The sequence below is a fragment of the Shinella sp. OV683 genome, assembly GCF_057787725.1.
The window spans coordinates 896,275-918,337 of record NZ_CM173543.1; the positions used below are offsets into that span (position 1 = coordinate 896,275).

Annotated in this window: 20 protein-coding genes; 14 read left to right on the top strand and 6 right to left on the bottom strand. The window is 59.5% G+C overall.

What is annotated here, in order from left to right; genetic code table 11:
* Positions 1-43 precede the first annotated feature (43 nt).
* The 3 genes from ACXHRN_RS04385 to ACXHRN_RS04395 form a co-directional block, all read right to left on the bottom strand.
* Positions 44-1,159 carry an ABC transporter substrate-binding protein gene (locus tag ACXHRN_RS04385; RefSeq protein WP_488640125.1) on the bottom strand — a complete coding sequence of 372 codons (1,116 nt, stop codon included), beginning with the start codon at positions 1,157-1,159 and terminating at the stop codon, positions 44-46.
* A gap of 93 nt (positions 1,160-1,252) precedes the next feature.
* Positions 1,253-2,326: an ABC transporter ATP-binding protein gene (locus tag ACXHRN_RS04390; RefSeq protein ID WP_488640126.1), complete on the bottom strand. Its 1,074-nt coding sequence runs from the start codon at positions 2,324-2,326 to the stop codon at positions 1,253-1,255.
* A gap of 108 nt (positions 2,327-2,434) precedes the next feature.
* Positions 2,435-3,340, bottom strand: a complete 906-nt coding sequence (locus ACXHRN_RS04395) for a LysR substrate-binding domain-containing protein (protein ID WP_488640127.1) — start codon at positions 3,338-3,340, stop codon at positions 2,435-2,437.
* Positions 3,341-3,478: 138 nt separating this feature from the next.
* On the opposite strand from ACXHRN_RS04395, the gene ACXHRN_RS04400 reads away from it, so the two are divergent.
* From ACXHRN_RS04400 to ACXHRN_RS04420, 5 genes are read left to right on the top strand one after another with little or no spacing between them, the layout of a single operon-like run.
* Positions 3,479-5,050 carry a zinc-binding metallopeptidase family protein gene (locus tag ACXHRN_RS04400; protein ID WP_488640128.1) on the top strand — a complete coding sequence of 524 codons (1,572 nt, stop codon included), beginning with the start codon at positions 3,479-3,481 and terminating at the stop codon, positions 5,048-5,050.
* Positions 5,051-5,066: 16 nt separating this feature from the next.
* Complete coding sequence (locus ACXHRN_RS04405) at positions 5,067-5,990, top strand: dimethylarginine dimethylaminohydrolase family protein (protein WP_488640129.1); 924 nt, start codon at positions 5,067-5,069, stop codon at positions 5,988-5,990.
* A gap of 23 nt (positions 5,991-6,013) precedes the next feature.
* Positions 6,014-7,183, top strand: a complete 1,170-nt coding sequence (locus tag ACXHRN_RS04410; protein ID WP_488640130.1) for an alpha-hydroxy acid oxidase — start codon at positions 6,014-6,016, stop codon at positions 7,181-7,183.
* Positions 7,180-8,550, top strand: coding sequence for an FAD-binding oxidoreductase (locus ACXHRN_RS04415; protein ID WP_488640131.1), 1,371 nt, complete (start codon positions 7,180-7,182; stop codon positions 8,548-8,550). Before ACXHRN_RS04410 ends, ACXHRN_RS04415 begins: the two co-directional genes overlap by 4 nt.
* Before the next feature lie 41 nt (positions 8,551-8,591).
* Positions 8,592-9,695 (top strand): acyltransferase, encoded by a 1,104-nt coding sequence (locus ACXHRN_RS04420; protein ID WP_488640132.1) that lies wholly within the window; start codon positions 8,592-8,594, stop codon positions 9,693-9,695.
* Positions 9,696-9,712: 17 nt separating this feature from the next.
* Here the strand turns inward: ACXHRN_RS04420 and ACXHRN_RS04425 are convergent, their stop codons facing one another.
* The 3 genes from ACXHRN_RS04425 to ACXHRN_RS04435 all read right to left on the bottom strand — a co-directional run bounded on the left by ACXHRN_RS04425 (position 9,713) and on the right by ACXHRN_RS04435 (position 12,940).
* A complete protein-coding gene (locus tag ACXHRN_RS04425; protein WP_488640133.1) occupies positions 9,713-10,459 on the bottom strand; it encodes a glutamine amidotransferase in 747 nt (248 codons plus the stop codon).
* Between the two features lie 57 nt (positions 10,460-10,516).
* Entirely contained in the window at positions 10,517-11,323 is an 807-nt protein-coding gene (locus ACXHRN_RS04430; protein WP_488640134.1) for a phosphodiesterase, read from the bottom strand.
* 255 nt (positions 11,324-11,578) lie between these two features.
* On the bottom strand, positions 11,579-12,940 hold the full coding sequence (locus tag ACXHRN_RS04435) for an aspartate aminotransferase family protein (RefSeq protein WP_488640135.1): 1,362 nt from the start codon (positions 12,938-12,940) through the stop codon (positions 11,579-11,581).
* Between the two features lie 205 nt (positions 12,941-13,145).
* Here ACXHRN_RS04435 and ACXHRN_RS04440 point away from each other — a divergent pair, with 205 nt between their 5' ends.
* From ACXHRN_RS04440 to ACXHRN_RS04480, 9 genes are all read left to right on the top strand, one after another.
* Complete coding sequence (locus ACXHRN_RS04440; RefSeq protein ID WP_488640136.1) at positions 13,146-14,504, top strand: glutamine synthetase family protein; 1,359 nt, start codon at positions 13,146-13,148, stop codon at positions 14,502-14,504.
* Between the two features lie 8 nt (positions 14,505-14,512).
* Complete coding sequence (locus ACXHRN_RS04445) at positions 14,513-15,226, top strand: transporter substrate-binding domain-containing protein (RefSeq protein ID WP_488640137.1); 714 nt, start codon at positions 14,513-14,515, stop codon at positions 15,224-15,226.
* Positions 15,227-15,275: 49 nt separating this feature from the next.
* Positions 15,276-15,551, top strand: a complete 276-nt coding sequence (locus ACXHRN_RS04450) for a type II toxin-antitoxin system TacA family antitoxin (RefSeq protein ID WP_488640138.1) — start codon at positions 15,276-15,278, stop codon at positions 15,549-15,551.
* Complete coding sequence (locus tag ACXHRN_RS04455; RefSeq protein WP_488640139.1) at positions 15,548-16,102, top strand: GNAT family N-acetyltransferase; 555 nt, start codon at positions 15,548-15,550, stop codon at positions 16,100-16,102. Before ACXHRN_RS04450 ends, ACXHRN_RS04455 begins: the two co-directional genes overlap by 4 nt.
* Positions 16,103-16,147: 45 nt before the next feature.
* Positions 16,148-17,857 (top strand): amidohydrolase, encoded by a 1,710-nt coding sequence (locus ACXHRN_RS04460; protein WP_488640140.1) that lies wholly within the window; start codon positions 16,148-16,150, stop codon positions 17,855-17,857.
* A 260-nt stretch (positions 17,858-18,117) separates the two neighbouring features.
* On the top strand, positions 18,118-19,212 hold the full coding sequence (locus tag ACXHRN_RS04465; protein ID WP_488640141.1) for an ABC transporter ATP-binding protein: 1,095 nt from the start codon (positions 18,118-18,120) through the stop codon (positions 19,210-19,212).
* Position 19,213: 1 nt separating this feature from the next.
* The gene (locus ACXHRN_RS04470; RefSeq protein ID WP_488640142.1) at positions 19,214-20,134 is read left to right on the top strand and encodes an ABC transporter permease; all 921 of its coding nucleotides are present in this window, start codon (positions 19,214-19,216) and stop codon (positions 20,132-20,134) included.
* Entirely contained in the window at positions 20,127-20,927 is an 801-nt protein-coding gene (locus ACXHRN_RS04475; RefSeq protein WP_488640143.1) for an ABC transporter permease, read from the top strand. Before ACXHRN_RS04470 ends, ACXHRN_RS04475 begins: the two co-directional genes overlap by 8 nt.
* A gap of 22 nt (positions 20,928-20,949) precedes the next feature.
* Entirely contained in the window at positions 20,950-21,984 is a 1,035-nt protein-coding gene (locus ACXHRN_RS04480; protein WP_488640144.1) for an ABC transporter substrate-binding protein, read from the top strand.
* Positions 21,985-22,063: the final 79 nt, after the last annotated feature.

Consider the following 22,063-nt stretch of genomic DNA (forward strand, 5'->3'; position numbering starts at 1 on the left):
AGCCCCTCCCCCTTGTGGGGAGGGGATGGGGAGGGGATATTTTTTAGGCCGCGATGATCTTCGTGTAGGCGTCGAGCGCCGGGCCGTAGTTGGTCTCGTACCAGGCCATGTCGAGCGCGATCTGCTTGGCCATGTTTTCCGGATCGACCGGGTTGAGGCGCGCCTGTTCGGGCGACAGCAGTTCGTCGGCGGCCGGATTGGCCGGGCCCTGTCCAAGCATTTCGAACATCACGATCTGCTTCTTCGGATCCTGGGAGGAGGCGATGAACTTCATCGCGTTTTCCTTGCCGCCCGGATTGCCCTTGATGACGCCCATTGCGCCGGGCGAGATCAAGCCCTGGTCCCAGACGAACTTGATAGAGCCGCCGGAATCCTTTTCGATCAGGCCGGCGCGGGTCGACCAGATCAGCGCCATCGAGGCTTCGCCGTTCAGAAGAACCGACTGGCTTTCCGCTCCGCCGCCCCAATAGGAAACCACGTTGTCCTTGAAGGCGGCAAGCTTCTTGTGGGCACGATCGAGATCGAGGGGATAGAGCTTGTCGGCGGCAACGCCATCGGCGAGCAGCGCTGCTTCCCACATGCCTGCACCCCACTTGTAGAGCGAGCGCTTGCCCGGGAACTTTTCGACGTCGAAGAAGTCGGCCATGCCGGTCGGCACCTTGTCGCCGAATTTCGAGGCGTCATAGGCGATGATGTAGGAGAAGAAATAGGTCGAAGCGGCAAATTCCCAACCGAAGCCGGGGCGCATCTTGTTTTTGTCGACGACTGCATAGTCGATCGGCTCCATCATGCCCTTCTTGCCCAGCGCCTGGGCCGAGAACGGGTCGACGTCGACGATGTCCCAGCTGGGCTTGCCGCTTTCGAACTGCGCCTGAATGGCGCCTTCGGTCGGGCCGGAGCCGTCCTGCTTGACGGTGACGCCTGCTTCGGCCAGGAACGGCGCACCATAGGCCTTGTCATAAGCCGTGCCTGCATCGCCGCCCCAGTTGACGAAGACCAGTTCGTTGGCGGCGGCCATCGCACCCTTTGCCTTCAGGGCGGCCGGTGCGCCGACCAGCAGGAAGGCAGCGATCTGCGTGAACCGGCGGCGCGAAATCTCCCCGCGCGCGACCTTCTGGTCCAGGATATCAAGGCAATCTTTCTCGAAATTGTCACTCATGATGGTTCACCTCTGTTTTTATGGTTGGACATGCTTGATTTCGGTAGTGGTATTGATGTCAGGTCCGCCGCAATTTGCAGACTTTGGCATTGATCACAGGAAATATCCCTGCTCCTCCTTCCAGCCGACCCAGGCATGGCTGCCCGGCACGAGGCCAGGCGCTGCGGCATGGGTGGGCGTTTCGAGCACCAGCGCCGGGCCTGCATCGGCCTTGGCCGCAAAGCGCGTCGTGGATCCGAGATAGGTGACGCTTTCGATCATCACCGGAAGGGCATTGCCCGTGGCCGGCTTGTCCGCATAGAGCGCCATATGTTCGGGGCGAATGGCGAGATTGGCTGTCGGTGCGCCCGCTGTGGCCGCGGCGCGGATCACCTGATCGCCGCATTTCGCCTCGGCGCCATTGGCGATGCTTGAGGCGCCGGATAGCGGCAGAATGTTGATGTCGCCGAGGAACTCGGCAACGAAACGGTTGGCCGGGCGCTCGTAGATATCGCGCGGGGTGGCCACCTGCTGCAGCTTGCCATGATTGAAGATTGCAACGCGGGTGGAAAGCGCCAGGGCTTCGGACTGGTCGTGGGTGACGAAGACGAAGGTGGTGCCGGTTTCCTGATGGAGCCTGCGCACCTCGTCCTGCATCGAGCCGCGCAGATTCTTGTCGAGCGCCGAGAAGGGTTCGTCGAGCAGCAGCACGGAAGGTTCGAATGCGAGCGCGCGAGCAAGTGCCACGCGCTGCTGCTGGCCGCCGGAGAGATCGGCAGGCCGCTTCTTCTCGTGGCCACGCAGGCCGACCTTGTCGACCATGTCGTTGACCCGCGCCTGGATGTCGGCACCGCTCTTGCCGGCGATCTGCAAGGGGAAGGCGATGTTCTTCTCAACCGACATGTGCGGGAAAAGCGCATAACCCTGAAACACCATGCCGAAGGCGCGCTTTTCAGCGGGCAGCTTGGTAATGTCGATGCCGTCCTTGTGGAGCGTGCCGGAGGTTGCAGTGACGAAGCCGGCGAGGATCATCAGGAATGTCGTCTTGCCGGAACCTGAGGGGCCGAGCAGCGTCAGAAATTCCCCACGCCCGATGTTCAGCGAGATATCGCTGAGCGCGTGAAAATCCCCATAGGTCTTGCCAATCCCCTGGGCGGTCAGTTCTGCCGCCCTTTTTGTAGCCTGCATTGCCGTTCCCTATTTTTTATTGGAGCGTAAGGATGAAATTCCAGCAGCACAAACGAAATATTTTCGCCCTATCGACAAATTCTATTCACCTATAGGGTCAATTGCTGCTCATCCCACGCTCGTGCCTGCTTCATTTTTCATCACTTCCTCCTTCAGCCACGTGCTGAAGGCCATCACCGTCTTGTTGTCGGCTTTTGCCTCGGAAGCGACAAGGTAATAGGAGCGCTTGGACTCGATGTTGACGTCGAATGGCCGTACCAGCTGGCCGGTCTCCATCGCGGTGCGACAGATGAATTCGTCACCCATCGCAATACCCTGGCCGGAGGTTGCTGCGGAGTAGACCAGATTCATATCAGAAAAGGTAATTCCCGTCTGTGCGTATGATGGATCGACGCCGGCGGTGATCAGCCAGTTCTCCCAATCCTCATTGTCCACCAGATGCAGAAGGCAGGTCTTCTTGACGTCGGAGGGATCTGCGAGGCCGACTACCTTGTTGATGAGCACCGGACTGCAAAGTGGGGTGAACTCCACCTCGACCAGCAGCTCCACCTGCATGTCGGGCCAATAGCCGTTTCCGAAGGCGATGAACACGTCGACATCCGGATTGCTGACATCGTCGAGCCGGTGCGGCGTCTGGATGGTCAGCCGCACATCGGGATGGGCCTCGCGAAAGCTGGAAATGTGGGCGCAGAGCCAACTGGAGGCAAAGCCGGGCGAGCAGCAGACATTGACGGTACCGCTGATACCGCGATTGGCGTGGCGCACCGCGGAGCCTGAAATGGTGTTGAGCGCGCGGCGGATATCCAGCGCATAGCCGAGCCCCTGCTCGGTCAGTTCGACCTTGGTGCCGACACGGCTTAGCAGTTGAAAGCCGAGGTCGCGTTCGAGAAGGCGTAACTGATGGCTTACGGCGCTGCGGGTCAGGTTGAGTTCGTCGGCAGTCTTCCAGACAGAGCCGTGGCGGGCAAAACTATCGAGTGCCCGCAGCGATTGTGTCGACGGCAGATGCTTCATACCTCACCTCCTGAAATATGCGCCGAGCCTAATCCAAAATATGAGCAATGGTGAACAGAATTTGCCGGTGCTTGGAAAATATTTCACTTTTTCAATTTTTCGAACTGGGTTGTACTGCCTCCACCAAGGAGAATTGCAATGCCCCATTCGGCCGCACAGGCCCGTGCCAGCCACTATATCGACAGCATCAAAGCCGACCTTTCGGCCTGGACTTCGACCATTTTCGATTTTGGCGAGACCGCCTGGCGCGAATATCAGTCGGTTGACTGGTATGTGAAGACATTGCGTTCGCACGGCTTTTCCGTCGAGGAAGGGTCTGGCGGCATGCCGACGGCGTTTGCCGCACAGTGGAGCAATGGCGCCGGCCCGTCGATCGGCATGTATGCCGAATATGATGCGGTGCCGGGCAACAGCCAGGCGGCATCGACCCGGCAAGAAGGGCGTGGCGGACTATCGGTCCACGCGGGCGGCCATACCGATCCGCATTCAGGTCTTGGCATTTCCGGCCTCGGTGGTCTTCTGGCCACCAAGGCCGCGATGGAACACTTCGGCATCAAGGGCACTTTGCGATTCACCGGCGAGCCCGCCGAGAAGGTGCGCGGCTCAAAGCCCATTCATGCGGCCAAGGGGTATTACGACGGACTGGACGCAATGCTGTCCTTCCATCCGTTCTACATGCTGCCGATGTGCAATACGGTTCGCTGGGACACGCATTGTGGCGCGGCTTACTCAATGATCTATCGCTTCATCTGCGATGAGCCGGAGAATTGGGGCCTTAGCGACGGTGCGCCGATTCCGCAATCGCATTCGGCGGTGCGTGCGCCGGGCGCCAATGATGCGCTGATGACGATGTACACTGCCTCCAAGGCACTGCGGGATTCGATGCTGCCGCATCAGGGCGGCTGGTCGATCAGCGAGGCGTTTCTCACGGCGGGGCAGGCGACTGCGGACAATTTGCCTGCCGGTCTGGCCGAGATCCAGTACATGATGCGGGTGCCGACCATTGCCATGGCCGAGCAGATCACTGCCGTGCTCGATCGCAATGCACAGGCGGCCGCCGATATGACCGGTTGCCGCTATGAGCGCCACTGGGTCTGCAAATCGCGGCCCGGACTTGCCAACCACGCCATGGCCAATGTGGTCTGGGATGCGATGCAGACTGTTGGTGCACCGAAATGGGATGAGGATGCACGTGCCGTTGCCCGCGAGATCCAGACCAATCTCGGCCTTGAGCCGATGGACAATCCCTTCATCGACGAATTGGAGAGAATGGTCGATCCACAGCAGGCGGAAGCCACGCTGCGCCGTGACCTGCCACCGTCGCAGCTGAACTCGACGTCGGACGATTATACCGACATGTCGTGGCATGCGCCGCTGGCGCGCTTCTATATCGCGCGGCCAGCCTTGAAGGCGCCGCAAGGCTATCGCTATCCTTCCTGGGTGATGAACGCGCTTGGCGGCATCCCCGCGACCATCGATCCGATGGTGACGACGGCATCGAAGGTGTTGGCTGCTTCGGCGCTGCGTCTGCTCGAAGACGAAACTGCCCGCAAGGCGGCAATGGACGAGTTCAGGACCCGGACCGGCGGCGGTCAGGGTGGAAGCAAGTGGATTGCGCCGCTGTGCGATTACGAACCGCCCATCCATTTCCGTTGGCCAGAATACGTGACCACACCACGTGGCCGGGACTGGTGGATTCCCTCATTCTAATACCTGGAGATCATCGATGACAACGCAATTCAAAGAGCCGTTTTCCCTGCAGCGCCGCAATCTCAAGGGCGGCACGACGCCTCTTACGGAATGGGGCTTTGCCAACGAAACCGACAAGCTGACGGACGTGCTGCTTGGTTCGCCGGCCTACCTCCGGCACCTCGCCACCTCGTCGCTGTCGCGCAAGCATCTGCGCGAAAACCCCTGCAACATCCAGACCGCGCAGGCCCAGCACAAGGAACTGGTTTCGGCCTACGAACATTTCGGCGTCAAGGTGCACTGGCATGAGCCGACGCCGGAACTGCCGATGCAGGTCTATTCGCGCGACTCCGCCGTCATGACACCCTATGGCATGATCATCACGGCGATGTCACAGCCGTGGCGTCGCGGCGAGAACTATGCCGCAATCCGCACATTCGAAAAGCTCGGCCTGCCGATCTACGACATGGTCACCGCCGGCACGTTCGAAGGCGGCGATTTCAATGTCATCGAAGAAGGCGTGGTTTTGATCGGCTGCGGCGGCGCCCGCACCAACGAAGACGGTGCCCGCCAAGTCAAGGAATGGTTCGACAAGGAGGGCTGGGAAACCCGCCTGGCCTTCATCGACGAATATTATGTGCATATCGACCTGATGGTCGTACCGATCGCCGACAAGCTGACGGCTGTCTGCCTTGACTGCACCGATCCGGCAATCGTAACCTGGCTGAAGGACAAGGGGCACGAAATCGTCAACGTTCCGTTCCAGGACACGATGGCGTTGGGCTGCAACTTCATGTCGCTCGGCAACAGCAAGATCATCGCGCCGACTGCGAGCAAGACGCTGATCGAACAGCTGAAGGCACGCGGCTTCGAAGTTGCTGCAGTCGATACGGCGGAAATTTCCAAGACCGGCGGCGGCATTCACTGCATGGCGCAGGCGCTCCGCCGCGAGGCTGCGTAAGTTAGAATAGCACTGGGGGATTCATGGCAAACATCTCGAAACGGTTTCCATCGATCCCCTATATGAAAAAGACGGCCCGGTGGCGCATACCGGGTTTCGCCTGGGAATATATGAACGGCGGCATCGGCGTCGAAGAGAATGTCCGGCGCAATATGGATGACCTGCAAAAGGTTCTGTTCATGCCGCGCTATCTCAATGATGCCGGCACGCCGGATATCTCGACAAAGCTGTTCGGACAGGAATACTCGGCCCCCTTCGGTGTCGCGCCGATCGGGCTTGCGGGCCTGCAATGGCCGGGTATCGAGCCGCCGATCGCCAAGGCCGCGCGCTCGCACAACATCGTGCATGTGCTCTCGACCCACGCGACAACCAGCCTTGAGAAGATGAAGGCGCATTCCGGCCCGAACGGCTGGTTCCAGCTCTATCCGCCCAATGATGCGAAGATGGAAGCCGACATGCTGGATCGGGCCAAGCGTGCCGGATATGAGGTGTTGGTGGTCACGGTCGACATTCCGGCGGTCACCCGCCGCGACCGCGACATCCGCAACGGCCTCTCCGTGCCGCCGCAGCTGGGCCTTCGCACAGCTTTTCATGCGGCCATGCGGCCTCACTGGCTGTTGCGGCTCGCCAGGCATGGCATTCCCCATTTCGAAAACCTCGAACCCTATGCGCCGCCGGGACTGTCGGTGACCGAGTTCGGCAACTTCCTCGGCAAGATTCTCGCGGGGCATATCACTCCGGAGCGTTTCAAGCGCATACGCGACCAGTGGCCGGGCAAGGTCATTGTCAAAGGCGTGCTGGATCCGGAGGAGGCAGCTTCCTATCTGGCGCTCGGTGCCGATGGAATCGTGGTGTCGAACCATGGCGGCCGCCAGCTGGATGCGGCGCCGTCCTCGGTTTCGATGTTACCGCTGGTCCGTAAGCGCGTCGGCAAGGATGCGCTTGTGATGGCGGACGGCGGTGTTCGGTCTGGTCTCGACATTGCCCGCATGATCGCGCTCGGCGCCGACTACGTGCTGCTTGGGCGCCCCTTTGTATTTGCTTCGGCGGCAATCGGCGACGATGGGCCTGCGCATCTGATCGACGTGCTCAAGCAGGAGTTGGCCGGCAGCATGGCGCAGATGGGCTGCGCGCGGTTGGCGGATCTCCCGAACTTCCTGCACCAACATCCATTCGTAGGCGAGTTGCCATGAGCCGGCATCAGGACGAATTTCTTTCGACGCTTACCTCCCTGCTGGACGAGAATGTCCTGCTAATGGGAAACCGTATCCCGGAGAAAGCGCGCGGTGACGCCAGTCAGACGGGGCGGCATTTGCCGTTGGCCTATATCCGGCCCCGATCCATCGAAGAGGTCTCGGCGGCGCTTCGGGCATGCAACGCCTATGGCTTTGCGGTCGTGCCGCAGGGCGGCTTGACGGGCCTTGCGGGCGGGGCCAATCCAGACAGACATGACGTGGTGATTTCGCTGGATCTCCTCACCGGCATCGAGGACATCGACACCGCTGCCGGTACGATGACGGTGCTGGCCGGAACGGTGCTGGAGGTTGCGCAGAAGGCGGCCGAGGATGCGGGCTTCCTCCTGCCGATCGATCTTGGCGCGCGCGGTTCATGCCAGATCGGCGGCAATCTCTCGACCAATGCCGGCGGCATTCGCGTCATTACCCACGGCGTGACACGTGACAATGTGCTCGGGCTGGAAGCGGTGCTGGCAGACGGCACGGTGATTTCCTCGCTCAATCGCATGCAGAAGAACAATACCGGCTATGACCTCAAGCAATTGTTCATCGGCTCCGAGGGCACGCTTGGCGTCATCACCCGCGCCGTTCTCAAGCTGAAGCCGCTGCCGACAGGCCGGGCGACCGCACTGTGCGGGATAGAGCGGTTCGAGGATGTAGTGGCTCTACTACATGAGGCGCGGAAGGGGCTGAACGGCCTCTCGGCGTTCGAACTGATGTGGGAGACGTTCTTCCGGTTCAGCTATGAAGCCGAGGGCCTCAAGTTCTTCGAGAGCGACTATCCATTCACTGTGATCATCGAGCAATCCGGTGGCGAGGAAGGGACGCTGGAAGCGTTCCTCGGGGAGATGTTCGAGCAGGGTTTGATCTCTGACGCGCTGATCGCGCAATCCGAAAAGGAACGCGAGCGCTTCTGGAAAGTCCGCGAGGGGGCCGCGCTCGACAAGCTGCCGCGACTGATCAATTTCGACGTCAGCCTGCCAATCGGTGTGCTGGACGTGTTCGTCGGCGAGGTGACCGCGGCGCTGGAGGCTGAGTTCCCCGGCATCCATGTGTCGATCTTCGGCCATGTCGCCGACAGCAATATCCATCTCTGCATCTCGGCCGGCGCGATCGATGACGCGACCGAACACCGGATAGACGCGGTGGTCTATGAGCACGTTCGCCAGCATCAGGGCTCCATCTCTGCCGAGCATGGCATCGGCACGCTGAAGCGGGATTATCTGCCCTATTCGCGTAGTGCCGAGGAGCTTGATCTGATGCGGAGGATCAAACGAGCGCTGGATCCGAACGGGATCATGAATCCAGGGAAGGTGCTCGGCTGATATTCGCAGTCGTTATCCGCAAACTTCTTCGCATCTGCGAGATGAATAGCCTGCTATTCCGGCATTTGCGATTGACACTCAGATTCCCGGTTGATTTATTGGCTCGCAGTTGCGAACAATGCTTAAGATTTTTCCGAGGAATTGGTGCCGTCCAGGTGAGAGACAATTCAATAGATTCCATCCGCTTTTTCGGATTTCTGGCCGTCGCCCTGCTTCACACGGTATCCCATTCAACCCAATCTCCCGATGTTCCGGCGGTCCTCGATCACGCGACCAGATGGGCTGTGCCGATCTATTTCATGATCAGCGGCTACCTGTTCGAAAGCAGCTCGCGACCGACATTCGAGAAATGGTGGCGAATGCTGCAGCGTCTGCTGTCGCTGTTTGTTTTCTGGGAAATTGTTTACATCGCGGCTGATTTTGCGATTGGCGATAAGGAGCGCAACTATGCGCCATTTGCCTTTCTGAAGTTTACGCTGATTTCCGGCGGCGTCGCCTGGCATCTCTGGTTTTTGCCGAGTTTGGGAGCGTGCGTAACAGTGTTCGCCCTGATCCGCAGGTTGCCGCAGGTCTATATATTGTCGATTTCCTTCGTGCTGTTTCTTGTGGCGTTGCTGCTAAACCCCTATGCCGAGGTAACGGGTATCTCCGACATATTGCGCGGACTGGGCTTCGAGACCGGGACCTTGCCATCCCGCAACGGGCCGTTTTTCGGAACGGTGTTTGTGGCGGTGGGTGCGTTTATCGCATCGCGCGATGTGCCCAGGCATACGCTGGTGTTTGGCTTGCTGGCTGTCGCCGGCTTTGCGTTTCAGCTGTTTGAAGCGTTTTCGCTTGCCAGAACGGGCACGGACTTCGCGCCCTTCGATTTTCTCCTCGGGACGCTGCCCATGGGCGTGTTTGCATTCCTCGCCTTGCGTCATCACGATTATGGTGATGTTACCGCCTATCTTGGAAGGCTGGCGCTCGGCATGTATTGCAGCCATGTGCTGATTTTCATGCTGATCCGATATTTCTCGCCTTCACTGGCGGACGATTTCGGCTTCGTGGCGCTGGTCACCAAGTATCTGATCGTGGTCGTCGGCGCCCTGGCGCTCACTGTTGCATTCGCCAGGACACCGGGGCTGCGGCGCTTCGTTTACTAGCTGCGTGGAAGACGACCTTATTTCCGGGCGATCCAGTCCACCAGTTGTGACCAGAAACGGCTGTAGAACTGCCAGGCGACAAATTCCGGCGAGCCCCAATGCGGCGAGCAATCCGAGGCAAAGGCGGCGACGCGGCCTTCGCCATATTGTCCCAGCACCAGGAAGGGATTATTGCCTTCCTTGAGCACCGTCACCGCATCCGGCTTGGCGGTGAACCGTTGATAGCCGAGGAAATGCGGCCATTCGCGCGGGATGCCTGACAGCACCTTGTGATCGCCGACCACCTGCGGATTGACGCCTTCCGGGCACTCGACACGATCATCGTAACCGAGCATTTTCACCGGCAAAACATCGGCGAAGATGGTGTTGTGATAGCAGGCGTTGCCGCCGAAGCCGGAAAAACTCATGAAGCCGCCGACCATCAGCAGGCCGCCGCCCTGGGAGATGTATTCCGCCATCACCTTCAGCGTGTTGGGGCGGCGCAACGATTTGGTCAGCGTATCGGGATGCAAGAGGAACGTGTCGGCGCCGATATCGGAGAGGATGATCGCATCGTAGTCCTGCAGGCCTTCCAGTGTGTTGGGAAAGTCGCGCGGCACCAGATGGTTGGGGATATAGGTGACCTCGATCTTCTGCGACTCGAGCGCATCGATCAGCACCTTGCCGCCTTCCTCGTAGCCGCCGGTGGTGTAGATCGAAAATCCCTTGAGATGCAGGCCGAGCGATGTCCAGGACTCCCCGGCCAGCAATACTTTCAAAGACATGTCATCCCTCCCGAACTGATGTGTTGAGTGCCAACAGACCTTGTTCGGGTGGAATAATCAATACCAGTTGCCGCGTTCGGCGTCCGTGGACATCGCTGCCGGTGCCCGGTGCAGGAAGGCATCGTTGTTGACGATGATGCCGTCGTCGGTGATGTGCACCACCGCATAGGCGGGCGGCTCGTCACTATAGGTGGTCTCGACCGATCCGCCGACCAGCGGCAGCTGGTGATTGAGCGAGGGCAGGGCGGAAAAGCCGATGCCGCGCCAGACGCCACTGACGGCGCGATGGCCGTGGCCGAAGAAGATGTGCCTGATATCGTGGCCCTTGAGCAGGGCGGCGAAATCTTCCGGGTCATCAAGCATGATCAGGTCCATCAGCGGATGGGCGATGCCGAACGGCGGATGATGCATGAACAGATAGACCGGCTTGCCATTGGCCTTTTCGAGTTCGGCCTTCAGCCACGCCTTGCGATCGGCATCGTAGAGACCGGCGGAGGAGGGCGGCCCCTTCAACGTGTCGAGAAACAGGAAGATGTAGCCGTCCTTCTCGACGCCATGCTGGACGAAGCCCGCCTCATCGACGGGGTAATCGACATAGACCGATTTGAAATTGTCGCGGTCGTCGTGGTTGCCGAGAATCACATGCGTCTCGATCGGGAAAGTCGCCAGCGTATCCTTGAGCAGGGAATAGGTGTCGGGATTGCCGTTGTCCGAGAGATCGCCGGTGATTGCGACGAAGGCCGCATCGGAATGATGCTTGGCGATGTCTGCGAGGCAGGCGTCGAGTCGTTCGGCGGGGCTCAGACCCCAAAGTGTCTGGCCGGCCGGCACGAGGTGAAGGTCGGTAAAATGGATGAATTTCATGTGGGGTCGCTCCAAACTGGCATACTTTGACTTCTGCGTTCCCCCTCATCCGGCCTTCGGCCACCTTCTCCCCGCTGGGGAGAAGAGGGAGCGTGTTGTCAGCGCCCAATTTAACCAATGCTTTCAGCGTGTGTGGCTGCAAGAATGTCTAAGGACGAGAGAAAAATTTCCTCTTCTCCCCAGCGGGGAGAAGGTGGCCGAAGGCCGGATGAGGGGGCCGTTCAGTGAGGTGTTTAATGGCAAACTATGACAGTCTTATTTCAGCTCTTTCCACGCGGCATCAAGCGCGGTCTTCAGCGTCGACGCCATGAAGTCCACTTCCTCGTGGGTGATAATCAACGGCGGCGAAGCGAGCATGCGGTCGCCGGTGGCGCGCATGATCAGGCCGGCTTCGACACATTTGTTGCGCACCAGCGTGCCGACATCATCGGGCTTCTCGAAGCGCTGGCGGGTCTGCTTGCCGGACGTCATCTGCACGGCGCCCATCAGGCCGACCGACTGCACGTCGCCGACCATGTCGTGGTCCACGAGACCCTGCAACGCCTTGGCGAAGTAGGGGCCGATATCGTCGCGGACGCGCTCGACCAGTTTTTCTTCCTCGATGATGCGGAGGTTTTCGAGCGCTGCGGCGGCGCAGACCGGATGACCCGAATAGGTGTAGCCATGGTTGAAATCGGTCGCCATGATGACCTCGGCGACGCGATCCGAGACCAGCACACCACCCATCGGCAGGTAGCCTGACGACAGGCCCTTGGCGACCGGCGCGAGGTCAGGCTCGAAGCCATAATGCTGGTGGCCGAACCAGTTGCCGGCGCGGCCGAAGCCGCAGATGACTTCGTCGGCGACCAGCAGGATGTTGCGCGCCTTGCAGATGCGGACGATTTCCGGCCAGTAGGTTTCCGGTGGCACGATCACGCCGCCCGCGCCCTGGATCGGCTCGGCGACGAAGGCTGCGACATTGTCCTCGCCGAGTTCATCGATCTTGGCTTCGAGCTCTTTGGCGACCTTGAGGCCGAATTCCGCCGGGCTGAGATCGCCACCCTCGACATACCAGTGCGGCTGGCCGATGTGGTGAATGCCTTCGATCGGCAGCGCACCCTGTTCATGCATGTATTTCATGCCGCCGAGGCTGGCGCCGGCAACGGTCGAGCCATGATAGCCATTCTTGCGGGCGATGACCTGCTTCTTGGTCGGCTTGCCGAGGCCCGCCCAATAGACGCGTGCCATGCGGAACCATGTGTCGGTGGCTTCCGAGCCGGAGCTTGTGAAGAACACATGGTTGAGCGTCGGCCCGGCATGGGCCGTCACCTTCTGCGACAAGAGCGTCGCGGGTGGCGTCGTGGTGCCGAAGAAGGCGTTATAATAGGGCAGCTCGTTCATCTGGGCATAGACGACATCGGCAATCGACTTGCGGCCATAGCCGATATTGACGCACCAGAGGCCGGCAAAGGCATCGAGATACTTCTTGCCGGTGCTGTCGAAGATGTGGGAGCCCTCGCCATGCTGGATGATGCGCGTTCCCGTTGCATTCAACTTCTTCATGTCGGTGAAGGGATGGATATGGTGGGCGGCATCAATCGCGCCGAGATTGGACAAGGCGGCATTGGACGTGGTCATTTCTAGGGCTCCCCATTTTGCCACAGCGCGGGCATCCGACGGTGATGAATTCGGTCGGTTCAACCTCTGCCGTGTTTTTGCCTGATTGTAAGGCGGCGTGTTATCGGCTACGAAAATGACCTTGCCGCTCCATTTTGGCAAGCCATTTGCCGATTTTCTGTCGGCAATTCGCTCAAAACTCCTACCTATGAGGCCAAACCCGATCATGAATGACAAAAAACCGGTAGCCGGACATGCGGACGTTTCCACCCCGCCGCGCATTGAAATCCTGCTGGTCGACATGAACGGACGGCTCCGAGGCAAGCAGATTCCGCTGGAAGCGGAGAAGAAGGTCTGGCAGGGCGCGGTCAGGCTGCCGGCCTCGACGCAATCGCTGGATATCTGGGGCGACGACAATGACGATCTCACCGGCATTTCGCTGACGCTGGGCGATCCGGATGGCGCCGTGATGCCGGACAAAAGGTCGCATGTGACCATGCCCTGGGCGCCCAAAGGCTCGAGCCAGGTGCTGGCAACGATGCATACGCTGGAAGGAGAGCCGCATTTCTGCGATCCGCGCGGCATGCTGGCCAATCTCCTCAAGCGTTTCGAGGCGAAGGGGCTGACGCCCGTTGTTGCGACTGAACTCGAATTCTACCTGATGGATGGCTCGTCGCGTGAAACCGGCATTCCCATTCCGCCGTCGATCCTGACCTGCAAGGGCGAGTTGAACGGATTCCAGCTCTACGAGATGGATGCGGTCGACAGCATGCAGCCCTATCTTGATCTGGTTCGTGCCTATTGCGTGGCTATGGACCTGCCGGCCGATGCGACCACTGCGGAGTTCGGTCCGGGCCAATACGAGATCAATCTTAATCACAAGGCCGATGCGCTGGCCGCCGGCGACGACTGCATCTACCTCAAGCGGGTGGTGGAGCAGGCGGCGCGCAAATTCGGTCTCAAGTCCACCTGCATGGCCAAGCCCTACAGCGACCAATCGGGCTCCGGCCTGCATGTGCATGCCAGCCTGATCGACAAGGACGGCAACAACGTTCTGGACGCCAAGGGCGGCGACGATGTGCTGCTGCGCTCGGTGACAGCAGGCATGCTCAAGACGATGCGCGAGGCGCAATTGGTCTTCGCGCCGTTTGCCAATTCCTATCGGCGATTCCAGCCGGGCTCCTTTGCGCCGGTCGACGTCAACTGGGGCTACGGCAATCGCGGCACGGCGATCCGCATCCCGGAAAAGGATGGCCCGGGCGCACGCGTCGAGCATCGCGTCGCTGGCGCGGACGCCAATCCATATTTCCTGCTGACCGCGATCCTTGGCGGCATGCTGCTTGGCCTGGAAGAAACGCTTGACCCCGGTCAGGTCACAACGCCGACCTCGGGGCCAGAGAAGCCGGCACGCCTGACGCATGACTTCCTGACAGCCGTCGAGGATTTTGCGGCGTCGGAGTTCATCGGCGACATCTTCGGCAAGCAATACCAGAAGCTCTATGCCGACACGAAGCGCAAGGAAGCGATCACCTATCTTAGAACTGTCTCGGATTTTGACTACAAGACGTATCTGCCGCGGATTTGAGTCTTGCCATGAAGTTCGCTTATCTGATCGAACCGCCCTTCAACTATCGGGAGCCTGACGGCACCGTTACCGGCTGCGATGTCGAACTGGCCCGGATGGTGTGTGCGGAACTCGGTGAGAGTTTCGAACCTGTCGAGGCGCAATTCGCAGAGTTGCTGCCCGGTGTGGCGGACGGTCGCTGGCGGATGACGACGGGGCTGTTTTCGACCGAAGAGCGGCAGCAGATCGCTTCCTTCAGCCGGCCGATCTGGGCGCTGCCGGACGGGCTTCTGGTCAGGAAGGGCAATCCGAAGGGCTTGGAAGGCTATGCGTCCGTTGCAAAGTCCGCCCAAGCCAAGCTGGCTGTCATCCGCGACCAGTTCCAGCATCGCTCCGCTGTGGAATTCGGGGTGCCGGGCGATCGAATTGTCATCTTTGAGACTTATGCCGAGGCGGCAAAGGCTGTTGAAACCGGCCTCGTGGATGCCTATGCGAGCGTCGCCCGTGCGCATTCCGGATTCTTGGCACAACATCCGGAGGTCGAGATGGAAGTCTCTACTGTTCCAGTACATGAGAAGCCGCCTGCCTTCGGCTCCTTCGCGTTTGCCAACGACGACAATGATTTCCGCTTGTCTGTTGATCGTGTTCTTGAGACCTATATCGGCACGCCGGCGCACCGAACGATGATGGCGAGATACAGTTTCAACGACGCCGAGATAGATACGCTCATGTTGAAATCTTGACGGTAGCTTTTTCATGCTGTACCCATTGAAAGAGTACGAGGAGCCACCTATGCCACGAGCCGCTGTCGAAAACAATCGCTATGCGATGCGAATTCCACCTCAGGAGAAGGCGAGGCTGATGCGTGCTGCGTCATTGGAACAGACTGATCTGAAGGACTTCATCCTTCGCAGCGCATTGCAGGCGGCGGAGGCAGTCATCGATCGCGCCGAGCATATCGCACTCTCGGAGCGTGATACGCGGCTCTGGCTCGATCTGCTCGATAATCCTCCGAAGCCGAATGCGCGCCTGATTGCAGCAGCAAAGGCGCTGCCGGTGGAGCGATGAGTCTGCCAAAATGGCGTGAAGTCGCGATAGAGAAGAGACACAATCGTAAAGGCTTCGACTGTGGGCAGGCCGAGCTTAACAGCTTCCTTGCCGAGCACGCACGAAAAGCCCACGAAAACAGCATCTCGAAAACCTATGTAGCCCTCGACGAGATCGATGCCACTACGATCTACGGGTTTTACACACTCAGTCCCGCTCAAGTGGATTTCTTTCGCGTACCGGAACTGGCACGCCCCCGCGGAGGGCGATATCCGGTTGGTGGCTTCAGGCTTGGGCGACTGGCGGTCAGCAAGAGCTTTCATGGGCAGGGGCTAGGTGGTCAGTTGCTGGTTGCAGCGGCGGAACGATGTATTCGCGCATCGGCGGAAATGGGTGGAACAGCCTTGATCATTGATGCGAAAGACGAAAGGGCTGCAGCCTGGTATCGGCTCTATGGTGCGGTCTCGCTGAATGACGCACCTCTGTCATTGCTGTTGCCATACAATCTTCTGCTTGCTGCGTTGGAGGCGGCGAGCCGACCTGCGAGACAGGACAGCAGCCGGCTCGAATGAAAAAACAACAAACTGGTGAACTGAAAAACTGTGGAGTTAGACATCATGCCAGACTTGACGCCCATCCTGATCATCAACGCCAAGATCCTGACGATGGATGCGGACAATCCTCGCGCCGAAGCAGTCTATGCCGAGGGTGGCAGGATCATCGGTGTCGGTTCGAATGCGGAGATGCAGGCGCTGGCGAAGCCGGGTGCCGAGGTGATCGACGCCAAGGGCAATACGCTGGTGCCGGGTTTCTCTGAAAACCACCTGCATCTGTTTTCCGGTGCGGCCGAACTCGATCACCTGCATCTGAGCGGCGTACTGGGTTTCGATGCCTTGAAGAAGGCGGTGCAGGACTATGCCGTCTCGCGGCCGGACGACAAGCTGCTTTACGGGCAGGGCGCCGACTACACGATCCTTGGCGATGGCCAGCGCATTACCCGACAGCATCTCGACCAGATCCTGCCGGATCGTCCGTTCGCGATGTTTGCGCACGATCACCACACCGCCTGGGCCAATACCAAGGCGCTGGAAATGGCCGGTATCCTGCATGGCGCCGATCTGGGGCCCGGCAACGAAATCGTCATGGGCGACGATGGTCTGGCCAATGGCGAGCTTCGCGAGATGGAAGCTTTCGGTCCGCTGCAGATCGCCTCGGGCTTCGACCGCTATCGGCTTGGTCTGATGGGTCTCGAGCCCGATCCGTATCCGGAACAGGCCGACCTGGAAATCGACATCGCCGTCATGCGGCGCGGGCTGGAATATTGCTCGCACCACGGCTTCACCTCGCTGCAATGCATGGACGGCAATCTCTACCAGCTTCAGCTGCTGGGCGAGATCGAAAAGCGCGACGGCTTCCTGCCGTGCCGGGTGCAGATTCCGTTCCACCTCAAGAACTTCATGCCGCTTTCCGAGCTCGATCGCGCGTCGCACATGCATGAGACATACAAGTCGGATTTCCTCAGTTCCGGCCTCGTCAAGATGTTCTATGATGGCGTGCTCGACAGCTGGACGGCGATCATGGTCGAGCCCTATGCCAACAAGCCCGATTCCACCGGCGGCGAGAGCCTGTTCACGCCGCAGGCGATGAAGGACGCGGCCATCGCGATTGACAAACGCGGCTTGCAGATTGCCGTACACGCGATCGGCGACGGGGCAGTGCGCGCCGTACTTGACGGCTACGAGGCGGCTGAGAAGGCCAACGGCAAGCGCGACAGCCGCCACCGCGTCGAGCATATCGAGGTGGTTCATCCCGACGACATCCACCGTTTCAAGGAACTGGGCGTTATCGCTTCCATGCAGCCTCCGCATCCGCCAGGTGCGATGGGCCTGCCGCTGGAGCCGACCGTGTCGATGATCGGCCGCGCCCGCTGGCCCTACTCCTATGCCTGGCGGACGCTGAAGGAAGCTGGCGCGCACATTCCGTTTGCCTCGGACTGGCCGGTGTCGCCCATCGAGCCGTTGCACGGCATCCAGGCGGCCGTGACCCGCAAGCCTTGGGCCGAGACCGATCCCGACCAGAGTTTTTCGCTGATGGAAGCAATCGCCGGCTACACGCGCGAAGGTGCCTACGCCGAATTTGCCGAGGACCGCAAAGGCATGATTCGCAAGGGCTATTTCGCCGACCTGACATTGCTGGACGCGGATATCGAGGCCGTCGACGAAAACGATATCCACACGATCAAGCCCGCCAAAGTGATTTGCGGCGGACGCTCACCCACTCCGCTTGAGGTTTTGCCAAGCGTTCGTTTCAACGCCTCTTCTGCCTGAAAACAGGGGAGGCGCGCTGGTCGGTGTTGTTAAAATGCAAGGCAGCAAAAAGCCTGCTTAGGCTTTTCCTAACTTTCTCCTCATGAAAATATATTGAATCGCAATCCAAAATCCCCGTTGTCAATTGCGTTTCGCTGTGGTCATCTAGCCCGGACTTTGCTGAGGCGCCTGTACGAAATAATCATAACAACGGCAGGCTGCAGGTCGGGGAACGACGGCTCCATGAGAGAGCCGATAGTGCAACTGGGCAGTGGGAAATTATGGCGGAACTGAGCGCGATCGAAATTCGCGGTGTGTCTAAATTCTACGGTTACGGTGAGGCCCGGTTCGCGGCGGTCAACGGCGCCAACCTTTCCATCAGACAAAATGAGTTCTTCACGCTTCTCGGACCTTCGGGATGCGGCAAGACGACGTTGCTAAGGCTGATCGCCGGGTTTGAATTCCCGGCGGAGGGCGAACTTCTGCTGCATGGCGAAGAGATCGAGGCAATGCCGCCGTTCAAGCGGCCGATCAACACGGTGTTCCAGAGCTACGCGCTGTTTCCGCACATGACCGTTGCCGAGAATATTGGCTTCGGGCTGAAGATGCTCGGCAAGGCAAAGGACGAAATTGCGGCGCGGGTCAACGGGATGCTGAAGCTGGTGCGCATGGAGCAATTCGCCAAGCGCCAGACCAGCCAGCTTTCCGGCGGTCAGCAACAGCGCGTCGCACTGGCAAGGGCGCTCGCGCCGGCGCCGAAAGTGCTGCTGCTCGACGAGCCGCTTTCCGCACTGGATTACAAGCTGCGCAAGGAAATGCAGATCGAGCTCAAGCGCCTTCAGGCGGAGACCGGCATCACCTTCGTCTTCGTCACCCATGACCAGGAAGAAGCACTGACGATGTCTGACCGCATCGCGGTCATGCAATCCGGCAAGATCCTGCAGATCGGCGCGCCGCGTGATATCTATGACCGGCCTGCCGACCGTTTCGTCGCCGACTTCATCGGCGAGACCAATTTCCTCAAGGGCAAGGTTTCGTCGATCAACGACGGCTCGGCCTCGATCGGCCTCAACTGCAACGTGACGATCTCGACGCCTGCGCCTGCCGCGGTCGGCGAAGGCGACGAGGTCACAGTGATGCTACGGCCGGAACATGCCCGTCTCGTCGGCGCCACGGACTCCAGCGCGACGCTTGTCGGTCCTCTCAACGACGTCATCTATTTCGGCACCGACACGTATTACAACGTCAAGCTTTCCGACGGATCGTTGTTTACGGTTCGCCAGCAGAACCGACCCGGCGAGGAGGGTGGCCGGTCCACGGGCGATGTGGTCGGCGTGACGTTCCCGGCTGACGCCATACGCGTGCTGAGGGGCTGAAATGGCAGGAGAAAGCGCCCTTATCGAAGATCAACAGAGGCGCGATGTCCGCAATCGCTGGCTTCTTTCGTCTCCTGCCTTGCTGATCATACTGCTCGCGGCCGTCGGGCCGCTGCTGATCGTCGTCATCTATTCCTTTCTGACACCGGGGCCCTATGGCGACGTGATCTGGAATTCCTCGACCGAAGGCTGGTTCGGGGTGTTTTTCGAGCGTGATGTCTTCGATGACACGCTGTCGGTCGCCAGTGCACACCTGTCGATCTTCATTCGTTCGGTGAAACTTTCGGTGATAACAACGATCGCCACGCTGATCTTCGGCTTTCCTACGGCTTATTTCATTGCCACGCGGCCGCAGCGCTCGCGGGAAATCTGGCTGTTCCTGATCACCATCCCGTTCTGGACCAATCTGCTGATCCGCACATTCGCTGTTCTCGAGATCATCCGCAACGAAGGCGTGATCAACACGATCGCCATGCGCCTCGGGCTGATCGACCAGCCGATCCAGATGCTGTTCACCGACGGTGCGATCCTGGTGGGCATGATCTATGTCTACCTGCCGCTGATGGTGCTGCCGCTCTATGCCAGCATGGAAAAGATCGACTTCCGGCTGATCGAGGCGGGATACGATCTCTATGCCACGCCGTTCCGGGTGCTGACGAAGATCATCATTCCCCTGGTCAAGCCCGGCATTATTGCGGGCGCTATCCTGGTGTTCATCCCGTCGCTCGGGGCCTATGTGACACCGACGATGCTGGGCGGCGGCAAGAACCTGATGCTCGGCAACCTCATCGAATTGCAGTTCGGCCAGGGCCGAAACTGGCCGCTCGGTTCGGCGCTGTCGATCACCATGATGCTGATCGTCATGGTGGCGCTGATTGCCTATATCCGCAATTCCAGCTCTGCGGAGAAAACCCATGGCTAACACATTCAGTATCCGGCGCCAGACGGGTTTCACCACGATTGCGATGATCACTTTCTTTGCGCTCTATCTGCCGATCGTCGTGCTCGTGATCTTTGCCTTCAACGATGGACCGAGCCTGTCGCAATGGCATGGCATGTCGCTGCGCTGGTTCCATGTCGCTTCGGGCAATTCGCAGGTCATCGATGCCTCGATCCGCTCGTTGCAGATCGCCGCTTGCGCAGCCATTGTCGCAACCATTGCCGCAACGCTGGCCGCCATCGCCACGACACGGACCGCCGGTTACCGCGGCCTGACCGCCAAATATGCCTTCATCAACCTGCCACTGATGGTGCCGGAAATCGTTACAGCGGTGGCGCTGCTGATCTTCTTCTCGCGCATCAAGATCTGGACCGGTTATGTCGGCCTCGGCTACCTGATCGCTGCGCATACCGCGTTCTGCATTCCGTTCGCCTATCTGCCCATCCGCGCACGGCTGGAAAGCATGGACAATACGCTGGAGCGGGCAGCGGCCGATCTCTATGCCACGCCGTTCAAGGCCTTCCGCTATGTGACGCTGCCGTTGCTGTGGCCGGGCGTTATTGCCGGCTTCATGCTGGCTTTCGTCATTTCGCTCGACGATGTCGTCATCACCGAATTCGTCAAATCCGGCGGTCAGGACACCTTGCCGACCTACATGCTGGGCCAGCTGCGTCGCGCCATCACACCGGAGGTCAACGCCATCTCGGCTGTCTTCCTGCTGCTGTCGATCGCGGCCGTGACCATCTTCTTCTTCATCAACCAGAAGCGTGCCTAATAAGAAACGAAAGGGAACTAGAATGAACAAGGGTAGGAAAATCATAGTCACGGCAGCCATGCTGCTGGCATCGGTCAGCATGGCGCATGCTGCCGGCGAACTGCATATCTTCAACTGGGGCAACTACACCAACCCAGATCTGATCAAGAAGTTTGAGAAGCAGTATGACGTGAAGGTCACCATCACCGATTACGACTCCAACGACACAGCGCTTGCCAAGGTTCGCCAGGGCGGCACCGGCTTCGACATCGCGGTTCCGTCGCAGAGCCATCTGCCGATCTGGATCGCTGAAGGCCTGCTGCTCGAAACCGATCCGGGCAAGATGGAAAACGCCAAGAACATGCTACCGGAGTGGGCAAATCCGGAGTTCGATCCGGCCCGCAAATATTCGGTGCCGTGGCAGTGGGGCACGGTTGGCGTTTCGGTTGATACCGCCGTCTACAAGGGCGACATCAACACCTGGGGCATCATTTTCGATACGCCGCCGGAGCTCAAGGGCAAGGTCAATGTCGTTCCCGAAATGAGCGACGTGCTCTATGCCGCCATCAAGTATAATGGTGGCAAGCTCTGCGAAACCGACAAGACGATCCTCAAGAAGGCCCGCGACACGTTGGTCAACGCCAAGCCGAACTGGCTGTCGATGGATTATGCCTCACTCGACAAGATGGTGTCCGGCGATATATCCGCCACCAGTGATTGGAACGGCTCGGCGCTGCGCCAGCGGCTGCAGAAGGCGTCCATCCACTATGGCTATCCGAAGGAAGGCTTCACCTACTGGTCCGACAATGTCGTCGTCCTGAAGGATGCCAAGAACGTCGAGAACGCCAAGCTGTTCCAGAACTTCATCATGGATCCGGAAAATGCGGCGATGATCTCGGCTTTCGCCAGATATGCCAACGGCATCGCCGGCTCTGACAAGTTCATGCCCGCCGACATGAAGGACGCACCGGAACTCAACGTGCCGGAAGACATGAAATCCAAGGCCGAATTCATGAAGCTCTGCGATCCGGCAACCCAGGAAATCTACACCAAGATCTGGACTGAACTGCAGAAGTAATCATCGCAAGGCCGCGCTCCTTTCCGGGGCGCGGCCTTTTGCTATTCCATTTTCTTCCTATTCCCTTTTTGGGCAGTGC